This is a genomic window from Segatella copri (genome assembly GCF_009494395.1).
Lineage (GTDB): Bacteria > Bacteroidota > Bacteroidia > Bacteroidales > Bacteroidaceae > Prevotella.
The window spans coordinates 16888-40240 of sequence record NZ_VZCB01000076.1; the positions used below are offsets into that span (position 1 = coordinate 16888).

16 protein-coding genes are annotated in these 23353 nt (G+C 42.4%); 11 read left to right on the forward strand and 5 right to left on the reverse strand.

Annotated features, from left to right (window positions below; genetic code table 11):
* Nucleotides 1-6 precede the first annotated feature (6 nt).
* From F7D73_RS09090 to F7D73_RS09105, 4 genes are all read right to left on the reverse strand, one after another.
* A complete protein-coding gene (locus tag F7D73_RS09090; RefSeq protein ID WP_153124070.1) occupies nucleotides 7-3186 on the reverse strand; it encodes a SusC/RagA family TonB-linked outer membrane protein in 3180 nt (1059 codons plus the stop codon).
* Nucleotides 3187-3406: 220 nt separating this feature from the next.
* Nucleotides 3407-5053: a DUF5597 domain-containing protein gene (locus F7D73_RS09095; RefSeq protein WP_153124072.1), complete on the reverse strand. Its 1647-nt coding sequence runs from the start codon at nucleotides 5051-5053 to the stop codon at nucleotides 3407-3409.
* Nucleotides 5046-7052: an alpha-glucuronidase gene (locus F7D73_RS09100; RefSeq protein WP_153124073.1), complete on the reverse strand. Its 2007-nt coding sequence runs from the start codon at nucleotides 7050-7052 to the stop codon at nucleotides 5046-5048. The genes F7D73_RS09095 and F7D73_RS09100 overlap by 8 nt, the downstream gene beginning before the upstream one ends.
* An 83-nt stretch (nucleotides 7053-7135) precedes the next feature.
* Nucleotides 7136-11053, reverse strand: coding sequence for a two-component regulator propeller domain-containing protein (locus F7D73_RS09105; protein ID WP_153124075.1), 3918 nt, complete (start codon nucleotides 11051-11053; stop codon nucleotides 7136-7138).
* Nucleotides 11054-11299: 246 nt separating this feature from the next.
* On the opposite strand from F7D73_RS09105, the gene F7D73_RS09110 reads away from it, so the two are divergent.
* The 4 genes from F7D73_RS09110 to F7D73_RS09125 all read left to right on the forward strand — a co-directional run bounded on the left by F7D73_RS09110 (nucleotide 11300) and on the right by F7D73_RS09125 (nucleotide 16202).
* Entirely contained in the window at nucleotides 11300-12502 is a 1203-nt protein-coding gene (locus F7D73_RS09110) for an SGNH/GDSL hydrolase family protein (protein ID WP_153124077.1), read from the forward strand.
* Nucleotides 12503-12567: 65 nt separating this feature from the next.
* Complete coding sequence (locus tag F7D73_RS09115) at nucleotides 12568-14001, forward strand: MFS transporter (protein WP_153124079.1); 1434 nt, start codon at nucleotides 12568-12570, stop codon at nucleotides 13999-14001.
* Between the two features lie 76 nt (nucleotides 14002-14077).
* Entirely contained in the window at nucleotides 14078-15199 is a 1122-nt protein-coding gene (locus tag F7D73_RS09120) for an endo-1,4-beta-xylanase (protein WP_153124082.1), read from the forward strand.
* A 46-nt stretch (nucleotides 15200-15245) separates the two neighbouring features.
* Nucleotides 15246-16202, forward strand: coding sequence for a glycoside hydrolase family 43 protein (locus F7D73_RS09125; RefSeq protein ID WP_089544108.1), 957 nt, complete (start codon nucleotides 15246-15248; stop codon nucleotides 16200-16202).
* 57 nt (nucleotides 16203-16259) lie between these two features.
* Here F7D73_RS09125 and F7D73_RS09130 read toward each other — a convergent pair whose 3' ends face one another.
* Nucleotides 16260-16568, reverse strand: a complete 309-nt coding sequence (locus F7D73_RS09130) for a hypothetical protein (protein WP_194256884.1) — start codon at nucleotides 16566-16568, stop codon at nucleotides 16260-16262.
* Between the two features lie 5 nt (nucleotides 16569-16573).
* Here F7D73_RS09130 and F7D73_RS09135 point away from each other — a divergent pair, with 5 nt between their 5' ends.
* From F7D73_RS09135 to F7D73_RS09165, 7 genes are all read left to right on the forward strand, one after another.
* On the forward strand, nucleotides 16574-18106 hold the full coding sequence (locus tag F7D73_RS09135) for a hypothetical protein (protein WP_153124085.1): 1533 nt from the start codon (nucleotides 16574-16576) through the stop codon (nucleotides 18104-18106).
* A 160-nt stretch (nucleotides 18107-18266) separates the two neighbouring features.
* Nucleotides 18267-18626 (forward strand): DUF3244 domain-containing protein, encoded by a 360-nt coding sequence (locus F7D73_RS09140; protein WP_153124087.1) that lies wholly within the window; start codon nucleotides 18267-18269, stop codon nucleotides 18624-18626.
* Between the two features lie 73 nt (nucleotides 18627-18699).
* Entirely contained in the window at nucleotides 18700-18894 is a 195-nt protein-coding gene (locus F7D73_RS09145) for a TIGR04149 family rSAM-modified RiPP (protein ID WP_228117701.1), read from the forward strand.
* 83 nt (nucleotides 18895-18977) lie between these two features.
* On the forward strand, nucleotides 18978-19826 hold the full coding sequence (locus F7D73_RS09150; protein ID WP_153124092.1) for a GLPGLI family protein: 849 nt from the start codon (nucleotides 18978-18980) through the stop codon (nucleotides 19824-19826).
* Between the two features lies 1 nt (nucleotide 19827).
* Nucleotides 19828-21078 (forward strand): radical SAM peptide maturase, encoded by a 1251-nt coding sequence (locus tag F7D73_RS09155; protein ID WP_153124094.1) that lies wholly within the window; start codon nucleotides 19828-19830, stop codon nucleotides 21076-21078.
* Complete coding sequence (locus tag F7D73_RS09160; RefSeq protein ID WP_153124096.1) at nucleotides 21075-22286, forward strand: hypothetical protein; 1212 nt, start codon at nucleotides 21075-21077, stop codon at nucleotides 22284-22286. Before F7D73_RS09155 ends, F7D73_RS09160 begins: the two co-directional genes overlap by 4 nt.
* 3 nt (nucleotides 22287-22289) lie before the next feature.
* Nucleotides 22290-23351, forward strand: a complete 1062-nt coding sequence (locus F7D73_RS09165) for a hypothetical protein (protein ID WP_153124098.1) — start codon at nucleotides 22290-22292, stop codon at nucleotides 23349-23351.
* Nucleotides 23352-23353: the final 2 nt, after the last annotated feature.

Genomic DNA, 23353 nt, shown 5'->3' on the forward strand with positions numbered 1-23353 from the left:
GATGGATTAGAACTGCACATTCACACCGAAAGTATAGATGCGTGGTGAAGGGTAGCGGCTATAATCAACACCGTTGAGGAGAGCATTGCCGCGCATAGAACCAACTTCAGGATCGAAACCGTTATACTTGGTGATGGTAAACACGTTCTGTACATTGCAGTACAACTTGACGTTGTTCAGGAAGATATGGCTGAGCCACTTGCGAGGCAATGTATAGCTGAGAGATACGTTCTGCAGGCGGATGTATGAACCATCCTCTACGTATGCATCGCTTACACGGTTGTTCTTGTTTACACCACTTTCGGTAGACAAACGAGGCATTGTCGTATTGGTATTGACAACGTAGTAGTTACGATAGTCCTCTGGACCATTCTCGTCATATTTTGCAAGACGGGCATAGTCCATTACAGTGGTCAGCTGGTTGCTGGTAGAACCTGTTATCTCCAGGAAACGACGGCCGTAGTTCATCACCTTGTTACCATAGGAACCGCTGAACTGAACGCTCAGGTCGAAGCCTTTATAAGAGAATGTGTTGCCAAAACCAAAGGTGAACTTTGGCTCAGGATTACCGATGAAGGTCTGGTCGTTGTTGTCGATGACGCCATCACCATTGATATCCTCATAGATATAATCACCAATGAACACACCACCACTGGTAGGACTAGTGGCAATAGATGCTCCTTCTGGTAAGGCAACTGGTTTCACATTACCGTTGGCATCCTTGTACCAGAAGTCTTCTGGCTTGTCGAAACGGCCGATAACCTTGTAGCCCCAGAACTGACCGATAGGATGATCTACTACGGTATTCGTAACTGTGGCTGTCTCAGAACCAATCTGCAAGGTCTGTGGCAAAGTACCTGTTTCCGTATCGAGCGAAACTACCTTGTTGCGGTTGAGAGAGAATACAATGTTAGAGCGCCAAGAGAAGTTCTTGTTCTCTACATTGACGGTATTGATGGTGAATTCGATACCCTTGTTCTCCAGGCTACCTACGTTACCCCAAGGGTTTGATGCAGTACCATACTTGGAACCTGTACCAGAACCGATGAAGGCTGGCAAATCAAGCATCATCAGCAAATCGTTGGTCTTCTTGTAGTACCAGTCGAATACGATATCGATGCGGCTATTGAACAAAGAAAGGTCGAAACCTACGTTGGTAGAATAGGTAGTCTCCCATTTCAACGCAGGGTTGGCATTGTTGGCATTCATCACACCTACACCCCATGAAGTGGTATAGTTCTTAAGCATGGCTGCATAAGCCCACTGCTGTACGTTCTGGTTACCTGTAGCGCCCCAACCCAGACGGAACTTGAGATTATTGATTACCTCATTGCCTTTCAGAAAGTTCTCCTGACTGGCACGCCAAGCCAAGGCTGCTGATGGGAACCAACCCCAACGATGACCTTCGGCAAACTTGTTGGAACCGTCACAACGGAGTGTTGCTGTCAAGAGATAACGGTCGGCATAGTTGTAGAGGGCACGTCCGAAGTAGGAATAGAGTTTGTAACCATCCTGATTGCCTTGTGTCAGATTGATATTGGCGCCAGTTGTTTCACCGGCGATGATATCGGTTACGGAATTTGACAAGTAACCAGAGTTGCTTACTGCGAAGTTCTCCCAATAGCTCTGGCTCATTTCCTGACCTACCATCACATTAATATTATGTTTCTCTGCGATGGTACCGTTATAGGTCAGAATATTACGCCATGACCAGTACTTCGTATCATTCTTATACCAGGCACCGTCACGCTGTGTATTCTCACGTACACCAAATTTATAATCAGGCTGGTAAGTCTTGGTCTTGTTGAGATTATAATCTGTAGAAAGCTCGGTCTTGAATGTCAAGCCCTTTACAAGAGTTGCTTCCAGATAGGTGTTGATACGGAAGTTGAGACGCTTGGCATAGTTGGTCTTAATCTCAGCCAAAGCCACAGCATTGTCTGGCATCCACTGATCATCTGGACCATCATATCCACCATCTGGGTTGCGTACAGCCACAGAAGGCTGAGATTTCAAGGCAGTCATGATGATATCCCAATTCTTCTCCATCTCCTGCTTGGAATCTGAGAGAGAGAAAGAGATACCGCCCTTGAGCCATTTCTTCAACTGTGAATCGATGTTGCCACGTAAGGTCTGGCGCTTGAAACCGGTGCACAAACCGATACCATCCTGATTGAGATAACCGGCAGAAAGGGAGTATGTGGTATTTCCATTACCGCCAGAAAGCGACAAACTGTGGTTGGTCATGAAAGCGGTATTGAACAGCTCATCCTGCCAATCGGTACCATTGCCAAGGAGTTCTGGGCGCAACCAGCTGCTAGATGCTGGTTTGATCTTGGCATCAGTGATGGCATTGTAGTGTTCGGCATACTGTCTCAAGTTCATTACATCGAGCTTCTTAGGCATAGCCTGCCAACCTACATATCCATCGTATGTGATTTGAGCCTCACCATTCTGACCACGCTTGGTGGTAATCATGATGACACCATTAGATGCGCGCGAACCATAGATAGCGGTAGCTGAGGCATCCTTGAGAATGTCCATTGTCAAGATGTCACTAGGGTTGATACCTGCCAATGGGTTACTGTTACCATTGTCAGAACCATCGGAGTCGATGATGACACCATCAATAACGAAGATAGGTTGGGAAGTGGCATTCAGAGAGTTGGTACCGCGGATGCGGATGGTACTGCTACCACCTGGAGTACCAGTGTTGGCCTGAATCTGTACACCGGCGGCACGACCCTGGAGAACCTGGTCGATACTGGTTGTTACAGACTTTTCGAATGCCTTGTTGTCTACCTGAGTAACGGCACCGGTCAAGTCAGCCTTGCGCATGGTACCATAACCTACGACGACAACTTCGTTCAGAGCCTGAGCATCTGATTCCAAAGTTACATCAATAGGACCATTGCCAACTTTAATCTCTTTATCCTTGTAGCCAAGATAAGAAATCTGTAAAGTTGCACCTTTAGGAGCCTTCAATACGAAGTTACCATCCAGGTCGGTGACGGTAGCTGAGTTTGGTTGCCCCTTAACACGAACTGTCGCTCCAATGACTGGACCATCGTCTGCGACTACTGTACCTTTTACATTACCGTTTTGAGCCAATGTCTCCTGACAAGGGAACAATAAAAGCATCAACAGTAAAGACAGGTACTTGAAAGCATTACCTGCATGTTTCATGATTAATTGGTTTTGTTTTTGTTGGTTTATACTATTGTTTATTCTATGTCTTAATTTGGTTTACGGCTGCAAAGATATGCCCTTTTTCGTAAAGTGCAGTTAAAATTTGTATCTTGCGTGTTTTTAAATGTTTCATGTATAATAAAACCGACATTTTTGGCAAGAAAAAAGGGGATACGCAGCTGCAAATCCCCTTTATACCTTATTATATATAGACGTTTTAGTATTCGTATAGCTTGATGTGGAGTATTTTATTGTCGCCACATGAGATGCGGGCATGGCGTCCCTGGTGGTCCTGATCGCCATTATCACGGCGGATAAACTGTAATTTACCGTTTTTGTCTACTTCAATCTGGTCAACATATCCGATACCGATACGCTTACCTTTGAAAGTTGCGGTTTGTTTCTTTGTTTCGGTTCCACCGTTGTCAACAAATCCGTCCTCACCGAGTTTCTTTTCTTCAGCTTGCGCTTTTTCAGTCTTGCTTTGGAAGACAACAACGATTCCATTACCAGCTATGATGTATTCGTTCTTGGCGAGTTTCAGAATCAATCCGCCGCCTTCAGGCCATTTGCTTCCATCTGTAGCACGTGGATCCCATGGTAGCGTGAAGAAATGACGGCAAGTCATGGTGATATCGCCATCTTCGATGATGCGTTCTTTGTCTTTCTGGTCGAAGAGTAATCCCCAGTTTTTGCCCTTTCCCTGATGCTGGAGCAGGAGAGGAGAGAGCTGGTTGATAACCTTATATGAACGTCTGAGACTGTTCTTCACCTTGAAGTTAGCTTCATCGAGAGCAAACGGACTGAAACTGATGGCATCTGTTTCGCCGAAGGTATAATATGCCTTTACGCCGCTATTGATATCGCATTTCACTTCTGGAGTGAAGAAAGGATTGTCGGCACGCTTGTATTTCTCAACCCATCCCTTGTAACCGGTATCATAGATATCTGGTGCAAAAATATCGATACTTGGTGCACCACATTTCCAGATGTCAATCAGATGGGCAAGTGGTCCGGCAGAAGGGTATTCGCCTGGTTTTCTGCCACGACTGTTCATTGCAGCATTTACATACATCGGAATATTGTAGATGGCTTTGCCGGCTGAGGCTAGCTGCTCTACATACTTGGCATAATAATATGCTTGGAATTTCTCGTCAGCATAACGGTCTGTTCCGAAAACTTCTGCCCATGTACCTTTCTTCTTGAGCTTGAGCGCCTTGAGCAATGAAGCAGGAACGGGTTGTCTGTAAGCTTTTTCGGCAAGAGGAGAATGGTCGCGGGCAGATTCGAGCATGCCGATTTCGTTTTCTACCTGCATCATGATGACGGTATTCTCTTGACTGTCAACTGCTTTGATGTGTTTCATCAGTTCGCAGAATGCTCGTTTGTCTGCTTGAAGCAGGTTATCGCTGAAGGCTGTGCATATCTCTAATGGCTTACCGTTCTCTATGAGTGAACGAGGGAAACGCTTGGTGTTTTCCTTTACCCATAGTGGAGCATAGCAGCTCATAGAGTTCTTCCAGGCACCAAACCATAGGAAGACAATCTTCAAGTCATGCTTACGGGCAGTTGTGATGACGCTGTCTACAAGTGCAAAATCATATTTGCCCTCGTCAGGTTCAACAAACTCCCAATATGCAGGAACGAAGACAGAGTTGACTCCGCTATTCTTCATCTGTTTCAATGCTTTCCTGATGTCGGCAGGACTCGTTGCGGCAGAGTTGCTCAACTCACCAGCCAGGAGAAGCATCGGCTTGTCATTGACAACAAGCTGGGTTGCAGAGCCTTGCTTCTGCAGTTTCACTCCTGCTTGTATATTGATACAGCATAATAATGCTAGAAAAGATAATACGATCTTATTCATAAATCTTCATTTTAGAGAATGTCTGAAAATATTTGAGACAGGTATTGCGCCATTCCTTGGCGTTTTCCAACTGTACATTGAGTAATGAATCGGTATGTTGCCATTCCTGTTCATGACCCTTCATATACTGTTTGGCTGAGGTGTGCCAGAAGTCGCGATATACTTCAACCATCGCTACACCCATGTTGTACTTCATGCAAAGTTCCTGCCAGAGGGTGCTTCCTGATTTCATTTTGTAATCCCAAGCTACATGATGGAACCATAGGAGATATTCTTCTGGGCAAGTCTCGATGTTGTCATACAGACTGCGATATGGTTCCGGATACTGACCTACGGCATCTGTACCTTTGGATGAGCGGTCGAAACCAACACCCTGAGCATCAGCCTTGTGATAGTATACCGGGCACCATTCCAGAGGATAACTTGCGATGAAACCATCTGGTTCCGGACCGTAGTGGTGGTCGAACTTAAAGATATGATGCAAGCCCAGTGGCATCATATAGTTGACGCAAGCTTCGCGCGAAGTCATCATCATCATCTCTACAGGTTTAGTGAATCGCTCGTCCTGGTTTTCGTAGGTCTGTACGAGCCATTCATGAGCAATCTCTTCGGCTGTAAGGGAAGGATTCCATGCCAATCGGCCGAAAGCATACCAGTTAGCCTGTGAGAAAGGGTGACCGCACCAGTTGGCATCATCACCGATATTGGCTACACCTGAGATTCCAACCAGTTTGTTTGGATTGACAAAGCCAAAGAATTCCTTCCACATAGGAGCGAGATAGGTGAGGTGCTTAGACTGTCCGAGATATTCCTGGGTAATCTGAAGTTCTGCTATCTGTGGAGTCTGTTTGATGTTGTCGAAGATTGGAGCGTATGGCTCACGAGGCTGGAAGTCGAGCGGACCATTCTTTGACTGTAGGATTACGTTGTCACGGAACTTTCCATCCATACCTTTGAATTCGCTGACAGCTTGTTTTACACGGTCTTCTCCCTTATGGTTGGCACCATAAACAAAGCTTCGCCACATGATGATGCCTCCGTATGGTTTGACGGCATCGGCAAGCATGTTGGCTCCATCGGCATGGGTGCGGTGGTAATCGCCAGGACCAGGCTGGCCTTCAGAATTAGCTTTTACCAGGAATCCGCCAAAGTCAGGGATGGTAGCATATATTTCCTTTGCTTTTTTCTTCCACCACTGCTGAACCTTTTTATCCAATGGGTCTGCAGTCTTGGTATAGCCCAATGCCATAGGAGAAGCAAAGTTGATGCTGAGATAAACTCGGATGCCGTAAGGACGCAGGATGTTGGCGATGACCTTCACCTTATTAATATACTCTGCAGTCATCATCTTTGGCGATGCGTTTACATTGTTCAGTACGCTTCCGTTGATACCCAAATAGGCGTTGGCTCGGGCATAGGTGATGAGACGGTCGTGAAGACTCTTGCTGATGCTGCCACCCTTGCCGTTTTTGCCGAGTTTGATTTCTTCCCATTTGAAGATACTCTTTCCGGCATAGCCACGTTCGATGCTGCCATCGAGATTATCCCAATGGTTGAGAATGCGGAGACCCACTTGTGGTTTCTCGGTCTCATCGATAGCTTTGCTGAAGTTCTGCTGATTACCGCTACCTGTGTTGTAGGCATCGGTGTTCTGAAGTCGAATCAACTCGTAGGCACCGTAGAGCAAACCGATAGGATTGCTGGCGGTGATAGTTGCTTCGTACTGAATGTTGTCGCCTTGCTGTGCAGGACTGGCGTAGATGTTATAGCCCTCGCCAAGATTCAGAGCTTTGTCTATCTTGAGCTCAACATTCTTGCCACGCCAGTTGTTTTCCAACTCCTGCTTGGCAATCTTGGCTGTTGCATCATCAGGCAACTGTGAGATGACTTGGCATGAGTTAGCATACTGCTTTCCGAGCCATAACTGTGAACCGTCACTCTGTGCAGAAACATGGAGTGATGTAAGTACCGTAAATAATAAAATGAGGTATTTCTTCATATCTTTGCAGATCGTTAGTTTGTATTGTTATTGTTTCTGCTGCAAAGATACGAAAAAATACCTTATTCTCTTCTATTTGTTGTTTATTTCTCATTTCTCTTTGTTTCAGCATATTCACTTGGTGATATGCCATAGTGTTTCTTGAACACTGTAGAGAAGTGAGTCTGGTTGTTGAATCCCACAGAGTAAGCTACTTGCGTGATATTAATCTGTCCTTCTTCGATAAGACGTGCAGCTTGCTCCAATCGTAAGTTACGGATGAATTCACCGGCAGAGACGCCTGCTATTTCTTTCAGCTTACGGTGCAGTTGGGCACGGCTGATGCCTACATCCTCTGTCAGTTTTTCAACGTTGAGGTCTGGGTCGGCCAGGTGCTCGTTCATATATTTCATCACTCTCTCAATGAGAGCGTCGTTGTTGCCCTTCACCTGTATCTGCTCTATCTTAGCTTTCTGTCCCTGTGCGCCGCTGTATTTGCCACGGATGCGTCGGACATTGTCTACCAGGTTGTCGATGAGAATATGAAGTTCTTCCATATTGAAAGGCTTCGCCAGGAAGGCATCAGCACCCTTACGCAATCCCTCTAGTCGGTTTTCTACTTCGCTCTTGGAGGTGAGCAGGATGACTGGAATATCGCTTACGTTAGAGTTACTCTTTATCTTCTTGAGCATGGTAACACCATCCATTTCCGGCATCATCACATCGCTTATCACGAGATCATATTTGCTGGTGAGCAACATCTTGAGACCCTCCTTTCCGTTGCAGGCATGTTCAAATCGATACCAGTCGCTCAGTTCAGTCTTGATATAATGTGCTATCTCGGCATCGTCATCTACTATCAGGATATTGAAATTGCGGTTGGCTTGCGTTCTTTTACCGGTGGATTCGGCAGTTTTTGTGCCATCCTCCTGCAGGATCTCCTCTGGCTTGAGGTGTTCCTTGCCCAACGGAATGTTTACCTCGAAGCAAGAACCCTTGATTCCGTCAGTGCGATTGTAGGCTCTGATAGTTCCTCCATGCATCTTGACGAGGGCTCTGCAGAGGTTCAGACCAATTCCGGTTCCCTCGATATGAATGTCGTTGTTGTTATTGCCTTGATAGAAGCGTTCAAAGAGACGGTCGGTCTTTTCTTCCTTCAGTCCGATACCTGTATCTTCTACCTTGATGATGGCACTCTCTTTGTTCTTTCCTATGATAAGCGTAATTTCGCCACCGTCTGAAGTATATTTCATGGCGTTGGAGAGAAGGTTGGAAATAACCTTGTCAAAGTTGATGCGGTCTATCCATACTTGCAGGTTACCTTCCTCCTTCAGACTCTCGTCTTCCTTCAGGCTAAGAGTGATGCTGCGTTCCTGGGCATTGAAGTTGTAGAGTGACATGATGCCACGCAGGAACTCCTTGAGGTCGGTCTTCTGGCAATGCAGGTGCATCTGGTCTTTGTCTATCTTTCGCTCGTCAAGAATCTGGTTAACCAGAAGCAGCAGGCGCTGGGCGTTGCGGTCTATCATGTCGATATCCTGTTTGCTCTCTGCGTCTTCTAGTCTATTCTTCAACTTGTTGAGAGGTCCCATAATCAGGGTCAACGGTGAACGGATGTCGTGGGTGGCATTGATGAGGAACTGCATCTTGGTTTCCTCTAAGTCTGCTTTGCGACGGCGTTCGTAAGTATAGAATACGTATAGAACAGCACTCGCGATGGCCAGGAAATAGAGGAGATAGGCCTCTGGTGATGCATACCAAGGGTCACAAACCTTGATGTTGATGACGGTTGGCTTCTTCGAATATTGGCCATTGCTGGTAGCTCTTACTTCCAGCTTGTAATTGCCAGGCTTCAACTTGTTGAACGATACGGCATTAGTTCCCTCATTGGTGCTGCTCCAGTTGCCGCCATTGATGCGATATTGGAAACTGATATTGTCAGTGTTCTTGTAGTTGAGCAGAGAGAACTCCAATGTGAATGAATTCTCTGAGTATGGTATCTTGAAGTCGTCGCTCAGGCAGTTAGTTGCCTTTCCGTCTATGATGAAGTTGGTAAGGTATACATTGCCCATCTCCATTTTGTTGGCTCTCACTACGTCAGGATAGAAAGTGGTGATGCCGTCGCTTGTGCCGAAGGCTATCATGTCGTTGGCAGTATGCATGGCAGAACCTAATACATACTCACGTGTGGTGAGTCCGTTGCCATTGATGTGTCCGATGAATCGTTTGGCGTTTGTGTCATATTGCCAGATTCCCATGGTTGTGCTAACCCAATAGTCGCCCTTGTGGTCTCTTACGATACCACATATCTGCTTGCCTGTTAATGCTTCAGCGTGAGGGAAGTCTACCACCTTGTTCTTTTTGCGGTCGAAGAGATAGAGCCCTTTTTCAGTACCCATCATGATGTCTCCGTCCTTTCCTTCGCAAATGCCATTTATCTGCTTGTCTTTTAGGATATTGTGCCATCCGAAATCCTTGAAGCTGAGTGTCTGCGTGTTGAGGCAGGATACACCGTTGGCTGTACCAATCCATAGATGTCCGGTGTGGTCAAGAGCCATACTGCGAACCCAGTCATTACAGAGATAACCTTTTTTGCCTCGGGTACTCATATTGAGGACCTTTACGTTACCGGTTTCCACATTATATATATATAGTCCCTTGCTGTAGACTGAAATGTAGAGGTTTCCCTGGTTGTCATCAGTCATACAATAGATGCCGGCACTGGTAAAGCTGATTTTCTGCTGGTAAGCTCCGGTATATGGATTATAGCTGTAGAGTGCACTACCATTGCTGATCCAATAGCTGCCACGCTTGTCTTTGTAGATGATACAGGTTCCGGCTGGTGATTGAGGATGAGCGATAATCTTTCCTGAAGCATCAAAACAGAATACGCCACTGTTTTGTACGGTACACCATGTTTCTCCTCTATCGCCTGGTGCAATAGAGGATACACTACTACCTATTATATAGTTTTGTGCAGAGAAACTCCATGAGTTGAAAGCCTGTTGGCGCTGGTTGATGAGATAGAGTCCCTTTTTATAGCATCCTATCCAGAGGTTGTTGTCCTTGTCTTCGATGATGTCATTGACGAAGGCGGTGGATAGATCGAAGTTACTGTTGCTGCTTTCCAGTTGCTCCACCCGGTTGCTTCCTTTCCTGATCAGCAATGCTCCATGTTCAGAGGTACTTATATAGAGATTTCCCTCATGGTCGAAGGTTGCATTATTGATGGTTACGTTATTGGCGTAGGTGCCAAAGTCGTAGCCGGCATCTGCTATTCTGCCCGTCTTATAGTCATAATAGATAATGCCGTACATACATACAATGAGCAGGGTTTGTGGACGATGCTGTATGAAAGCCACTGGCGCTCCGTATGGCGATTTGAAGTCTTTGCGGTTTACCTTTCCCTTGTTTTCGATGAATCGTGTAAAGGTGGATAGGTGACTACTCTGCCATAGATAGTGGTGCTGGTCTTCATAGATATGGGTAAAGAATACGTCGAAGTCGCGCTCTGCGTATTGTCTTTCCTGTTTAATAAGGAATTGCTTGTCTGCTGCTTTGACAGAAACTGCTTTCTTTACGGAATAAAGTCCGTAGCCGGCAGTTCCCAACAGAATATCACCACGGTGATTTTCTACGATAGAGTAGATGCGTGGCTTTCTGCCATCAGGAAAATTGAGACGAGTGAAGTCATTCGTCTCATAATTATAGCGCATCAGTCCCTTGGCACTACCTATCCACAGGTCTCCTTTCTTATCAACAAGGAGATCTGAAATGATGTTGTCTGTGATGGATGTCGTATCCTTCTCGTCGTGCAGATAGTTGGTGAATCTGTAGCCGTCAAACTTGCTCAGTCCATATTCCGTACCTACCCAAATGTATCCGTACTTATCTTGTACGACACAATTGATGAGCGAACTGGACAGTTTGCCTGATGTGAATAATTCGCCACCATCAGCCCATAGCATGAGCGAGGCGAGGAGTGCGATAAGTGCCGCAAGGCATTTCCTGGTATACTTCATATTTTTGGTCGTTTACTTGTTCTTGTTTGGTTATTGTTGCTGCAAAAGTAGTAAAAAACTGCGAAAGCAACAAATAAAAATGCGATAATATGTTTCGTTTCCTTTTGTTTCTTTGTCTTTTATGCTTTTATTTTGTCTATGAAACAAATAGAAACGTTCTGGTAACTAGATATTAAAGAGCTTTCAATAGTTTTTTGTACATTTGCAACGTGAATAGCGAATTGTGACTAACAAAAATGCAAAACAATGACTAAACAAACAATAAAGATTTTATCGTTGGCTCTCTTGCTGGCAGGAAGTAGTAGCTTGGCTTTCGCACAGAAAGTGTGGAAGGGTTCTTGGGCGACTGCTGTTGAATGGACTGGTAAAGGGGATATGCCTAAGGAAAGCTTGAGCAACCGTTCTTGCCGACAGATAGTTCATGTATCCTTTGGTGGAAAGGAACTCAGGGTGAAGCTCAGCAACGAGCAGAGTAAGGAACCCGTGGAAATCAAATCGGTGTATATTGCAGATACCGATAAGGACAGCAACTGGTTTGTGAATGGTAAGACCGTGAAGTATCTCAAGTTTAATGGCAAGAAGAATGTAACCATTGCTCCTGGCAAGGCTATCTTCTCAGATGATTTGAAATATGCCTTGAAGAGTGGACAGCGCCTCACGATTACCATCGACTATGGCAAGCAGACTCCAGTGAATGCAACATCCCATCGTGGTTCACGTACCACATCTTATATAGTAAACGGTTTGCATCGTACTCCTAAACCGATGGATAAGAGTTTTGATGATGGCGAGGAGGTGGATCACTGGTACAATCTTTCTGCCATTGATGTGAAGACCGATAAGGCTACCCCAGTGGTGGCTATCCTCGGAAACTCTATTACCGATGGTCGTGGAAGTATAACCAATCATCAGAACCGTTGGACCGATTTCCTCTCGGATGCTCTGAATGCAGAGAAGCCATACGGCGTATTGAATCTCGGTATCGGCGGCAACTGCGTAGTGGAAGGTGGATTGAGCGAACCAGCCATGAAGCGTTTCGACCGTGACATCCTGGGACAGACGGGTGTGGATAAGCTCATCATATTCGAAGGAACCAACGATATCGGTTGCTGTGGCGGAAATTATGAACATGTAACAGATACCCTGATTGCCTGCTACAAGGTGCTGATAGCGAAAGCCAAGGCAAAGGGAATCAAGGTATATGGCGGAACCATCACCCCAACCAAGGGCAACGGATGGTATTCTTTCTGGCATGAGGCGATGCGCCAGACCGTGAACGAATGGATCAGAAAGAGCGGCGCGTTCGACGAGGTTATCGATTTCGATGAATTGACCCGCGACCCGAAAGATCCTCAGCGTCTGAAGGCTGAGTATTCTGATGACTGGCTGCATCTCAATCCGAAGGGATATGAGGCAATGGGCAAGTTTGCCGCAGAGAAACTGAAGTAAATATAGTATACGCATCTTTTATGTTAAATATATAATAAGGTGTAAACTTAATGACTGAATAAAATATGGAACAGACAACTGTAACACAGGAATCTAAGGGATTCTACAAACTGAATTGGCTACAACGCATCGGATTCGGATCTGGCGACTTGGCGCAAAACCTCATCTACCAGACCATCTGTATGTATTTGTTGTTCTTCTACACCGACATCTACGGACTCAATCCGGGTGTGGCTGCCACCATGTTCCTGGTGGTTCGCCTGGTCGATGTACTTTGGGACCCATTGGTGGGAACTTATGTAGATAAGCATAATCCACGTTGGGGTAAGTATCGTTCTTATCTCGTCCTGGCGGGTTTGCCACTCACCGTACTTGCCATCCTCTGCTTCTGGAACGGAATGGAGGGACAGACAGAAACCATCAAGCTCATCTATGCTTACGTAACATACGTAGGCTTGTCAATGCTCTATACATTGATTAATGTGCCTTACGGAGCATTGAACTCATCTTTGACTCGCGATACAGATGAGATAACCATTCTCACCTCTGTACGTATGTTCATGGCAAATGTGGGTGGACTCTGTGTATCGGCAGGTGTTCCAATCCTGGTAGCCATGCTCGCAGCAGCCAAGGATCTCCCTATCGAAATGGCGCTCTTCATGGGCTTGGGCTCTCTGCCATCCTTCATCTTTATGCCGTTGGTGCCTGCCATCAAGAAAAAGGTAGGTAAGAAGAATATGTTCTACATCTTCCTCACTGTAGCTATCGTGGGTATGGCGATGCTTTATTTCATCAGCAAGATGGGACCTGTAAAGGATCATATCACGCTGGTTTATATTGCACAGTTCATCAAGTCAACAGGTGTTATCGTGGCTACAGGTTATATGTGGGCTTTGATTCCTGAGGTTATTTCCTATGCTGAATATACCAGCGGCAAGCGTATTGCCGGTATTGTCAATGCTCTGACCGGTATCTTCTACAAGGCTGGTATGGCTTTGGGTGGTGTTGTTCCTGGTGCAGTCCTTGCATGGACCGGTTATCAGGCTGCGGCAGCTCAAGAGAGCAACTCGCTTCCTATCGATGGTAATGCCTGGTTTGTTGCCATGCTGATCTATGCTCTGGTAGGTTTCGCCCTTCTGGTATTCTGCTTTACCCAGACCAAGGAGCGTGTGGTAATGGACGAGAAGGAAACCAAGAACGTTAAGGTGAGCGACCTGTGGACAGAATTTTTCCATAACCGTCCTCTCCGTATCGTGGCTCTCTTCTTTATCACCGCCTTCGCCATGATGTCGGTTGGTAATGCTGCCGGTGCTTACTTCATGAACGATTTGGAGCAGCAGAGTGCGCTGGCACAGGAGGGTATCCGCTGGCTGGTATGCGTGATTCCTGCCATCCTGCTGGGTTTGGCGATGTTCATCATCTCTAAATATGAGTTGACCGATGAGGTTATCGACGATATCAACAAGAAGATTGAAGCTCGTCATCAGGAAGAAAAATAAGATAGAATTAAAATTTAGATAATTATATAGAAGGAGAGATACCCTGTATTCTCAAATTCTTGAAAACAAGTGTACAATGAAAAGAATATCGACTTTTGCCTTGGGCTTGATGCTTGCTTCTGCAGCTTTTGCCCAGAAAGGTAATAACGCTCAAATCCCTACATTCCAGGAAACTATGGGCAAATATTTCCTGGTTGGTGCAGCTGTTAATACTTCTCTGACAGACGGACAAGACCCGGCAGGTGAGGAAGTAGTGAAGAAACAGTTCAACCAGGTGGTTGCCGAGAACTGTATGAAGGGCGAGGAAAATCATCCGGAGGTGAATCGCTTTGATTTCACCGATGGCGATAAGCTGGCTGACTGGGCAGAGAAGAACGGCAAGACCTTGATAGGTCATTGCCTGGTTTGGCATTCTCAGCCACCTAAATGGATGTTTACCGATGCTAAGGGTAATCTGGTAAGCCGTGAAGTGCTCATCGGCAGAATGTATAATCACATCATGAATGTGGTTACTCATTATAAAGGTAGAGTAAAGGGATGGGACGTTGTGAACGAAGCATTCGAGGATGATGGCTCTTACCGCAAGTCTTTGTATTATAAGATTATCGGTCCGGAGTTCATCGAGTTGGCTTTCCGCTTTGCGCATGAGGCTGATCCAAACGTAGAACTCTACTACAATGATTATTCTACTTCGAAGCCAGCCAAGCGAGAGGCTATCTGCAAACTGGTTCGCGATTTGAAGGCGAAGGGTCTCCGCATCGATGCTGTAGGTATGCAGAGCCACAATGGTTTTGATTATCCTGACTATGCTGAGTATGAGAAGAGCATCGAGGCTTTTGCAGGTGAAGGCGTAAAGGTGATGCTGACTGAGCTGGATATGAACATGCTTCCTAATCCGGAAGGATTCGGCGGAGCGGAAATCAGCCAGAAGTTTGAACTTCAGAAAAAGTACAATCCATACGTGAAGGGACTTAACAAGAAGGCGCAGAAACTCTTCAACCAGCGTTATCTCGATCTCTTCAAGATTGTAGAGCGTCACAAGGATGTCATCAGCCGTGTAACCTTCTGGGGTGTCAATGATGGTCACTCTTGGTTGAATGGCTGGCCTATCCCTGGCAGAACCAACTATCCACTGCTCATCGACCGCAACAACGAGGTGAAGCCAGTGGTGAAGGAAATCGTCAATCTCTTTAAGTAAAATCTCTTTAGATAATATTGTATATCTCTTAAAATAATAGACAACAATGAAAGCAAGATATTTGTTCCCAAAGGATTATATGGCAGATCCATCTGCCAATGTGTTTAACGGTCGCCTGTATGTTTACCCATCTCATGACTGGGACAGCGGCGAAAGCTTCGACGATGATGGCGGTCACTTCCAGATGAAAGACTATCATGTTCTCTCTATGGACGATGTGATGGAAGGTGAGGTAACCGATCATGGTGTGATTCTCGATGTAAAGGATGTGCCATGGGCTGAGAAGCAGATGTGGGACAACGATGTAGTGGAGAAGGATGGCAAGTACTATCTTATCTTCTCTGCCAAGGATTATAATGGTGTGTTCCATCTTGGTGTGGCTGTGGCTGATAAGCCTGAAGGTCCTTTCGTTCCGAATGCCGACCCAATCCGCAAGTCATACAGCATCGACCCTTGCGTGTTCAAGGATGATGATGGCAAGATTTACTGCTACTTCGGTGGTATCTGGGGCGGTCAGCTTCAGTGGTACAAGGACAACAAGGCACTGAAGGATGAGCATCTTCCAGAAGGCAAGGAGAATCCGTTGCCATCTCGTGTAGCCATGATGACTGATGATGTACAGCAGTTTGCAGAAATGCCAAAGCCTGTTGTCATCGTTGACGAGGAGGGTAAGGTATTGCCAGCCGATGATCCTCATCGCTTCTTTGAGGCTAGCTGGATGCACAAGTATAAGGGCAAGTATTACTTCAGCTACTCTACCGGTGATACTCATTATCTCTGCTATGCTGTAGGTGATAATCCTTATGGACCATTCACTTACAAGGGCGTCATCCTGGAGCCTGTAGTAGGTTGGACAACCCATCATAGTATCTGTGAGTACAAGGGACAGTGGTATCTCTTCCATCACGACTGCGTGCCATCAAATGATACAACCTGGCTTCGCAGCGTAAAGGTGGCTCCTCTCTTCTATGATGAGGAGGGTAACATCTTGCCGGTAAAATAGAATTGATTTTTAGGTTTTAATAGTTTGATGAATAGTTGATACATGAGTTAGTGTTAGTTAGAAACGGGCAGCATCTTCGGGACGAAGGTGCTGCTTTTTTATTGCTGTAAAGCATGTTTTAGACCTGCCATATTTTTCTTTTCTATTTGTAAGTGTTTGTTGTTCAACTATATAATCTTCATAATGATTTTTTTGAAATTTAGACCATATACTTTTCTCTTTTTCTATAAAAGTTCGTATCTTTGCAACCAAAAATATGTTTTCCGCCGATGAAAAAAAGTTTTCTATATTTTTGCCTGCTATTGGTAATCTCTTTTGTCTTTTCATCCTGTCATTCCGATAGGTCAAGGATTCTTGTTTCTGCATATTCTATGGTTGATAGTCTGCCTGATAGTACCTTGGCTCTTTTAAGAAAAGTGGATTGTGATAATCTTTCTGCAAAAGATATGGCAGAATATTCATTGCTTTTCACTATGGCACAAGATAAGTCTGGGCTTGATGTGGATAATGATTCCCTTATTCGCATAGCTTATGATTGGTTTCAGCAGCATCAGGACGATTCGCTTTATGCAAAATGTCTTTATTATATGGGTAAATACTATATGTTGAATGATAGCACAGAACAGGCAATTTCATTGTTGACAGAATCGAGTGAAAAATCAAACAAGATAGGCGATTTGAAAACAGAAAGCATGGCTTTGGAAAAACTGTCTAAGGTTTATCAAGTTGTGGAACCTAAAAAATCTTTGGTATTTTCGAAAAAAGCGATTCATGTCTATACTAAATGTAATGATGCTACATTAAAGAACATGATTTATTTAAAATTAAATTATAGTGATGCATTAGCGATTTATGGCAACACTCAATTAGCGTGCCAGATTGCCAAAGAGGCATTGCAAAATGCCTTACTATTGAAAGATTCTTTTGTCTTAGCAGATACATATCAAGATTTAGCAAATTCTTATATTGATTTATCTCAATTAGACAGTGGTTTGATTTGTGCTAAGAAAGCATATGCTTTGCAACCGATTAATAATTTTTCCTGTACCTTAGCATTAGCTGATGCATATTTTGCTGCAGATTCTGTAAGGCAGACTATTTCTTTATTGAGTAATACTCGTGCAACTCGGGCTATGGATAAATATGTAAGTTTTCAACTTCTGAGTAAAGCTGCGCTTAAAGATGAGAACAGGACTGTTGCTGATTGCTATATGGATTCTGCTTATTATTATATAGAGGAAATGTATCGTAATGCATTGCAGGAAAAATCTAATTATTATGCTTCCTCCTTGCTCAAAGAGAAAGATAAGTCCGAGCTAAAAGGAAAAAAGGAGATGCAAAAGTGGGTGTTTCTATTAGTCCTTTTATTAATCTTGGTTGTATTGGCTTTTGTCATTTATGCATATATTAATTTTAAGGTAAAAGCCCAAAGAAGATTGGCTACTGAGAAAGAACGTATAAAACATAAACAAGAGATGTTTGAGAAGGAGAAAGAATTATCTGAAAGCTTTTATCGGAAAGAAATGTCTCGTAAAGAAGTGCAATTTTCTGTTTTGCGTAACTATCTATTGAAATTGGTTTCAGTATTTGATAAACTAAATACTATTAAAGGTGAGACTGGCAGACATGTCATTTTATCTGATAAGGATTGGACAGAAATAAGTGTATTCTTAGATATTACGGAAAATATGTTTGTTACTAGATTGTCAACTCTGTATCCTTGTTTGTCAAATAATGACTTGCATCTGATGATGTTACTTCGTTTGAAATTGCCACAAAAAGCTTTGGCTTCAATTTATGGTATTTCAGAAAAAGCAATCAAACAAAAACTCTTTTTGTACAAAGAAAAGGTCGGAATCAAGGGGAAAAGTCAGTCACTGCGTGAATTTATAGAAACGTTCTGATGTAATTTTAGACCTGAATCTTAAGGGAGATGGGATTGTAAATGGTTGATAATTAATTGTTTGCTGTAGATAATTGGCAGAAATAGAATTAGACCTAATTTGTTTGGAGGGTATTTGAAATAATGCTAATTTTGCAGCAGAATTATAAAATATAAATCGTATGGATATAAAAAGAATTTTGTTCGTAGTTTATATGGTAGTGATAGCTTTGTCTGTTAATGCTTCTCCAATAGCATTTAGGCGTATTGATAAAAATCATAATGCTGGAATAAGAACAGTTCTACCTAGTCTAGAAGCAGATATAGATGATTGTAGTATTGTATTAGAGGTGAGTCGGTATACAGGCATTGCTCATATTTATATATATGATGCTAATCATACAGTTATGTTGTGTGATACATTACAAGTAAGTGGGAAAAATCAGGTTGTTCTAGACTTGTCTCATTTAGGGAATGCTCAGTATAGTATAGAGGTAGTTCTAGATGATGGTACGGCATACAGAGGAAATTTTGAATTATAACAGCCGAAAATGGAATTCTATTCTTAAATCGGTAAATATAAACAATTAAATATTTTAGGTTATGGTAAAGAAAATGAGTGAACTTGCCAAAATGGCAATGAGTGAGAGAGAAATGAACTCTTTCGCTGGTGGTGCAACATGTGGCTGTGCATGTCGTTCTGTTTCAACAATGGACAATGGCTCAGCTAACCATGCAGGTGGTCTGTACTCTAAGGGACCAAAGACAGATCAAACGTTTTTTCTTGATGATGTAGTTGTTACTCCTTGAGCAATTTTGTGAGAATTTATTTGTGTGTTGTGCATGTTTTTTAAGCATGTGCAACATACATGTTTTATATAAATTGAGAAGTAATGATGCGAAGAATATTATTATCACTTTGGAACTTAATGTTGTGCAATTTTATTTTTGCCCAATATCCACCTGCGCCTGTTTCTTTAGAAAAATCAAAGCAAGTTGATAATTCAATATGTGAATTACAGTATACTCTTAAATTCAAAAAAAATCCCAAACAGAAGGACTATAATGTAGATGATAGAATAGTTCAGATTGGAAATCATGTCATAAAGGATTATAGTAAAATAATTTTTTATTTTGATTCTTTGACAACTGAAAATAACAGAAAGGGAATGGATTCTCCAGGTAATCCAAATATGGTGTTTTGTTATGAACTATTTAATGACTTGCGCCAAAGAGATTGCAGTGTAAAATATCGTATGCCTCTCAATGGTGGTACGCTTTGTTACAGCATGACACTTCCGTTGTTGGATTGGACATTAATTCCAGATAGCACAAAAGAGATTTTGGGCTATGCTTGTAATATGGCAAAAACAAACTTTGCCGGGAGAGAGTATGCGGCTTGGTATACGGTAGACATACCTTTACCTTATGGTCCATATAAATTTTATGGATTACCAGGCTTGGTCATAAAAGTAGAAGATTTAACACATTTGTATAGTTGGGAACTTAAGGGTATTCGAAATGTAGTACGTCCAATATATTTATATACTTATGAAGGGGAACAAAAATGTTTCGAGAAGGATGCCATAAAAACAATTGAACGCATAGAAAAACAGCCAATTCGTTTTTTGGAACAGATGGGTAGACATATGTATATAAAAGGAACAGATGGTAGATCTAGACCTTCTACCTCTATACAGAATATTCCAGATCAAGAATATGAACCATTAGAAAAGTATTGATATGATGAAATTAACAGCCGAAAATATAAAGACATATTTAGCAAATACTCCGCAAATTACTTTCGAGATTACGGAGTGTTGTAATTTGTCGTGCCTATACTGTGGGTATGGAAAACTTTATAATAATAAAGGGAAAAGACATAATCGCATGATGCCTATCGAAAATGCTATAGCTTTTCTTGATTATATAAAAAAGTTATGGGATGCAGGCTATGACAATAGAGGTGAAGGTACGCTAGTCATTAGTTTTTATGGTGGAGAACCATTGCTTAATATGTCATTTATTAAGGCTGTTATTAGTTACATAGAAGAGAATCTTCAAGGCTATAGAAAACATTTTGCTTATACGATGACTACTAATGCAACCCTATTGCCAAAGTATATGGATTACTTGGTTTCTAAGAGTGTGCACTTGTTAATTAGTCTTGATGGGGATGAAAAAGGTTCTTCTTGTCGTGTTTATCATAATGGAAAGCAGGCTTTTCCTGCTATTACCAAAGCAATAGATGAGCTAAGAGAGAAGTATCCTCGATTTTTCGAAGAGAATGTTCAATTTAACTCAGTACTTACCCAAAAAACTTCTGTTAAGGCAATAACTGAGTATATATGGCAAACTTATGGTAAAAAGCCTTCTGTGTCTGAGGTAAATCCAGATGGTGTCAATTTGCAATATGAAAAGGATTTTAAACAAATCTATTTGGAAAAATGGAAGTCTGTGCAAGAATTTGAACAAGGGTTGGATTTGGGTAAAATTAAGTTTGAAGACCATCCGAGGTTTGAGCAAATAGCTCGTTATGTTCTGAAACATTCCCCTTATGTTTATCAAGATTATAATGACTTGTTGTTTGCTGATAGGACTAAGGAGAAGGAATTTCCTACAGGGACTTGTCTTCCTTTTACCAAAAAGGTCTTTGTGAATGTAACTGGTAGGATTATGCCTTGTGAGATGATTAGCTATCGGTATGGCTATCCTGCAATAAAGCAAGGTAAAGTAGATGTAGACTTTCAGCTAATTGCTGATAGTTATAATTCTTATTTTGAGCGAGTAGCAAAAGTGTGTAGATGTTGTAGAGATAGTCGTGGCTGTCTTTGCTGTATGTTTAATAATGGCATGATGGACTCGTCCAAAGGAAAGTGTAAATATTTTATGGACTCAAAGACGGAGAAAATGGTGAAGAGTGAAGTGTATTCTTTTCTCTTGCAATATCCTGAGTCTTATTCGTATATAATGTCTAGTTTTGAGGTCGTATGAGAGAACAGTTTTTTGTCTGGCTGATAATTTCTCCAGAAATTTTTGTGGATTTCTTGGAAGAAAAGAGGTTGCTGATGTATAATGTCAGTAATGGTAAGTTCTTGTATTCAAATGATAAAGGACTATATGACATCGTTGTAAAAATGTATTTGCCAAAGAATCTGGGGGTAATACCCTATGAGCCTTCTTTGGAACATACAGCAGATGAGGCTATTCGGCAGGGATTCTTCTCTGTACGTACGGTGTCGAATGCTATTAAGCCGATAAGTCTTCTTCCAATGTTGAGTTTACAAAAGGATTTGGAACGAAACGAGGATGATAAATATGCTCGTTTAGGAAATAAACTGTATTATTTAAGTGGTCTTTATGTGTCTTTGGACTGCTGCGTTACTGAAAACGAAATGTTGGCCCGTTGTCGTAATATGGCTTCTCGTCAATACCCATGTGCTTGTTATGAGGAGAAGTATGCATGTTTGGATTATAAAATGTTGCAAGAATTGATAAGTCAAACTATAGCATCGAGTGTTGCCGTCATTGACTTTATTTGCTCATATAGATATTTCTTGGAATGTGATGTGCAAGATTTTGTGAATTTATTGAGAAACTATTCCTTCAAGTATAGAATTCATATTTATGTAGAGGATTATGCCCTGTTAGGTAAACAGAATGTGCAGTCTCTGTCTAGTTGTTGTCAGTTCATTATATATAAAGATTGTTTTTCGCCTACTTATGCGAACAAAGGAAAAAATGATATGGGGCTAGAAGTACGTTCTCTACAGCTAATATATGATTTCTCAGACATCGAAAATGGTGAACGAATGGAGTGCTTGCCTGTTTGGTTGGATGATAATGAACAAATGTTTAGAGAGAAGGTGTGGACATCAGGGAAGGATTTAATGAATAATCCGAGAAAAATGTCGTATCTGTTTAGAAATAAAAAGTTAAATGCTAATTTCTTTGGCATTCTAGATGTCTCTTGTACAGGAGAAGTTCGTCCGCATGGTTCTTCTTCTAAATTGGGAAATGTTAATAGTGGATATACATTGCTAGATGCGGTATCTGCCGAATTCGTAGAAAACCATTCTTGGAGGATGACCAGAAAGGATTTGGTAAATTGTCATTCGTGTCCATTTCGGTATGTCTGTCCCCCTGTATCGGCTTGTGAACTGATGAGACCTGATTTAAAAATGTGTAATTTAAATGTTTAGATTATGAAAAAATATGTAAGATTGAACAAAGTAAGTATGAGGAGTTTATTCTCAGTTTTTTTTATGTTATTATTAAGTGTAGATGTATATGGTGCTAGCAATATCAAGTTTACGCTTTTGTCTGTAGACTCTTTACCAAATATAAAAAATTTGGTAAATATGCAAGTTGTAGGGAAAAAGCTTTATGTTACTTATGAAAACCCAAAACGTTGGGGGGCTCAACTATTGAGAACTTATTGTGTTGACGAAGCCTCTCATGCGCTTAAGATGGAATATGAATATTTCAGAGACCCTGCAAGAAGTAATGGTATTGACTATCCTATACTTGTACAAGATAGTCTTGATGATTTGTGCGTAATGGATCGTACTTATCCTTTGGTCTATAATTTGGACATGGAAAAACATACGATGAAAAATACGCATAAGTTTGTCTTTTCGGCTAAGTCGAAAGTTCCTTATGCTATGGCATTGAATGTGCCTTTTGCTTATCGTAAATCGGATAAGGAATTCTATTTTGTAGGGAGGCAACCTAATATGGGAATACAGGCTGTTTATACATCGATTTTAGATACTATTTCTACTTGCGTTGGAGAAGTCGCACCATTGCTTTATACAAAGAAATATCCAGCGTGGACAACTAATTTCGGAAAGCAAACGTTTAATAAGCGTGCTCGTGTCTTGGTCCATGGCTTTTATATTTATCCAGCTGTACAATATGTAAGTTTGGATGAAAGGAAAAGTTATATCGTAAAATTAGCAGAGCCTAATTGGAAGACTATAAAGCCCCTTTCAGCAGATGTTTGGGCCGTTAATCTAATGCAAGTTAAAGATGTAACTTCATCAGAAACTTATGTGTATGCACTATGGTGGAATAAAACTCAGCAGTCTATGACTTTATTGCATAAGCAAAATAGGGCATCCTGTAAACTGGTAGTTTTAGATTGGACAGGGAACATAAAGAATACTTATGTTGTGCCTAAATATATGAGTAATATCGTTGCTTTGAGTGATGGTAAACTAATAGGAAGTGATGGAAAGAAATTTTGGTTGATTACATTGTCGTGAGA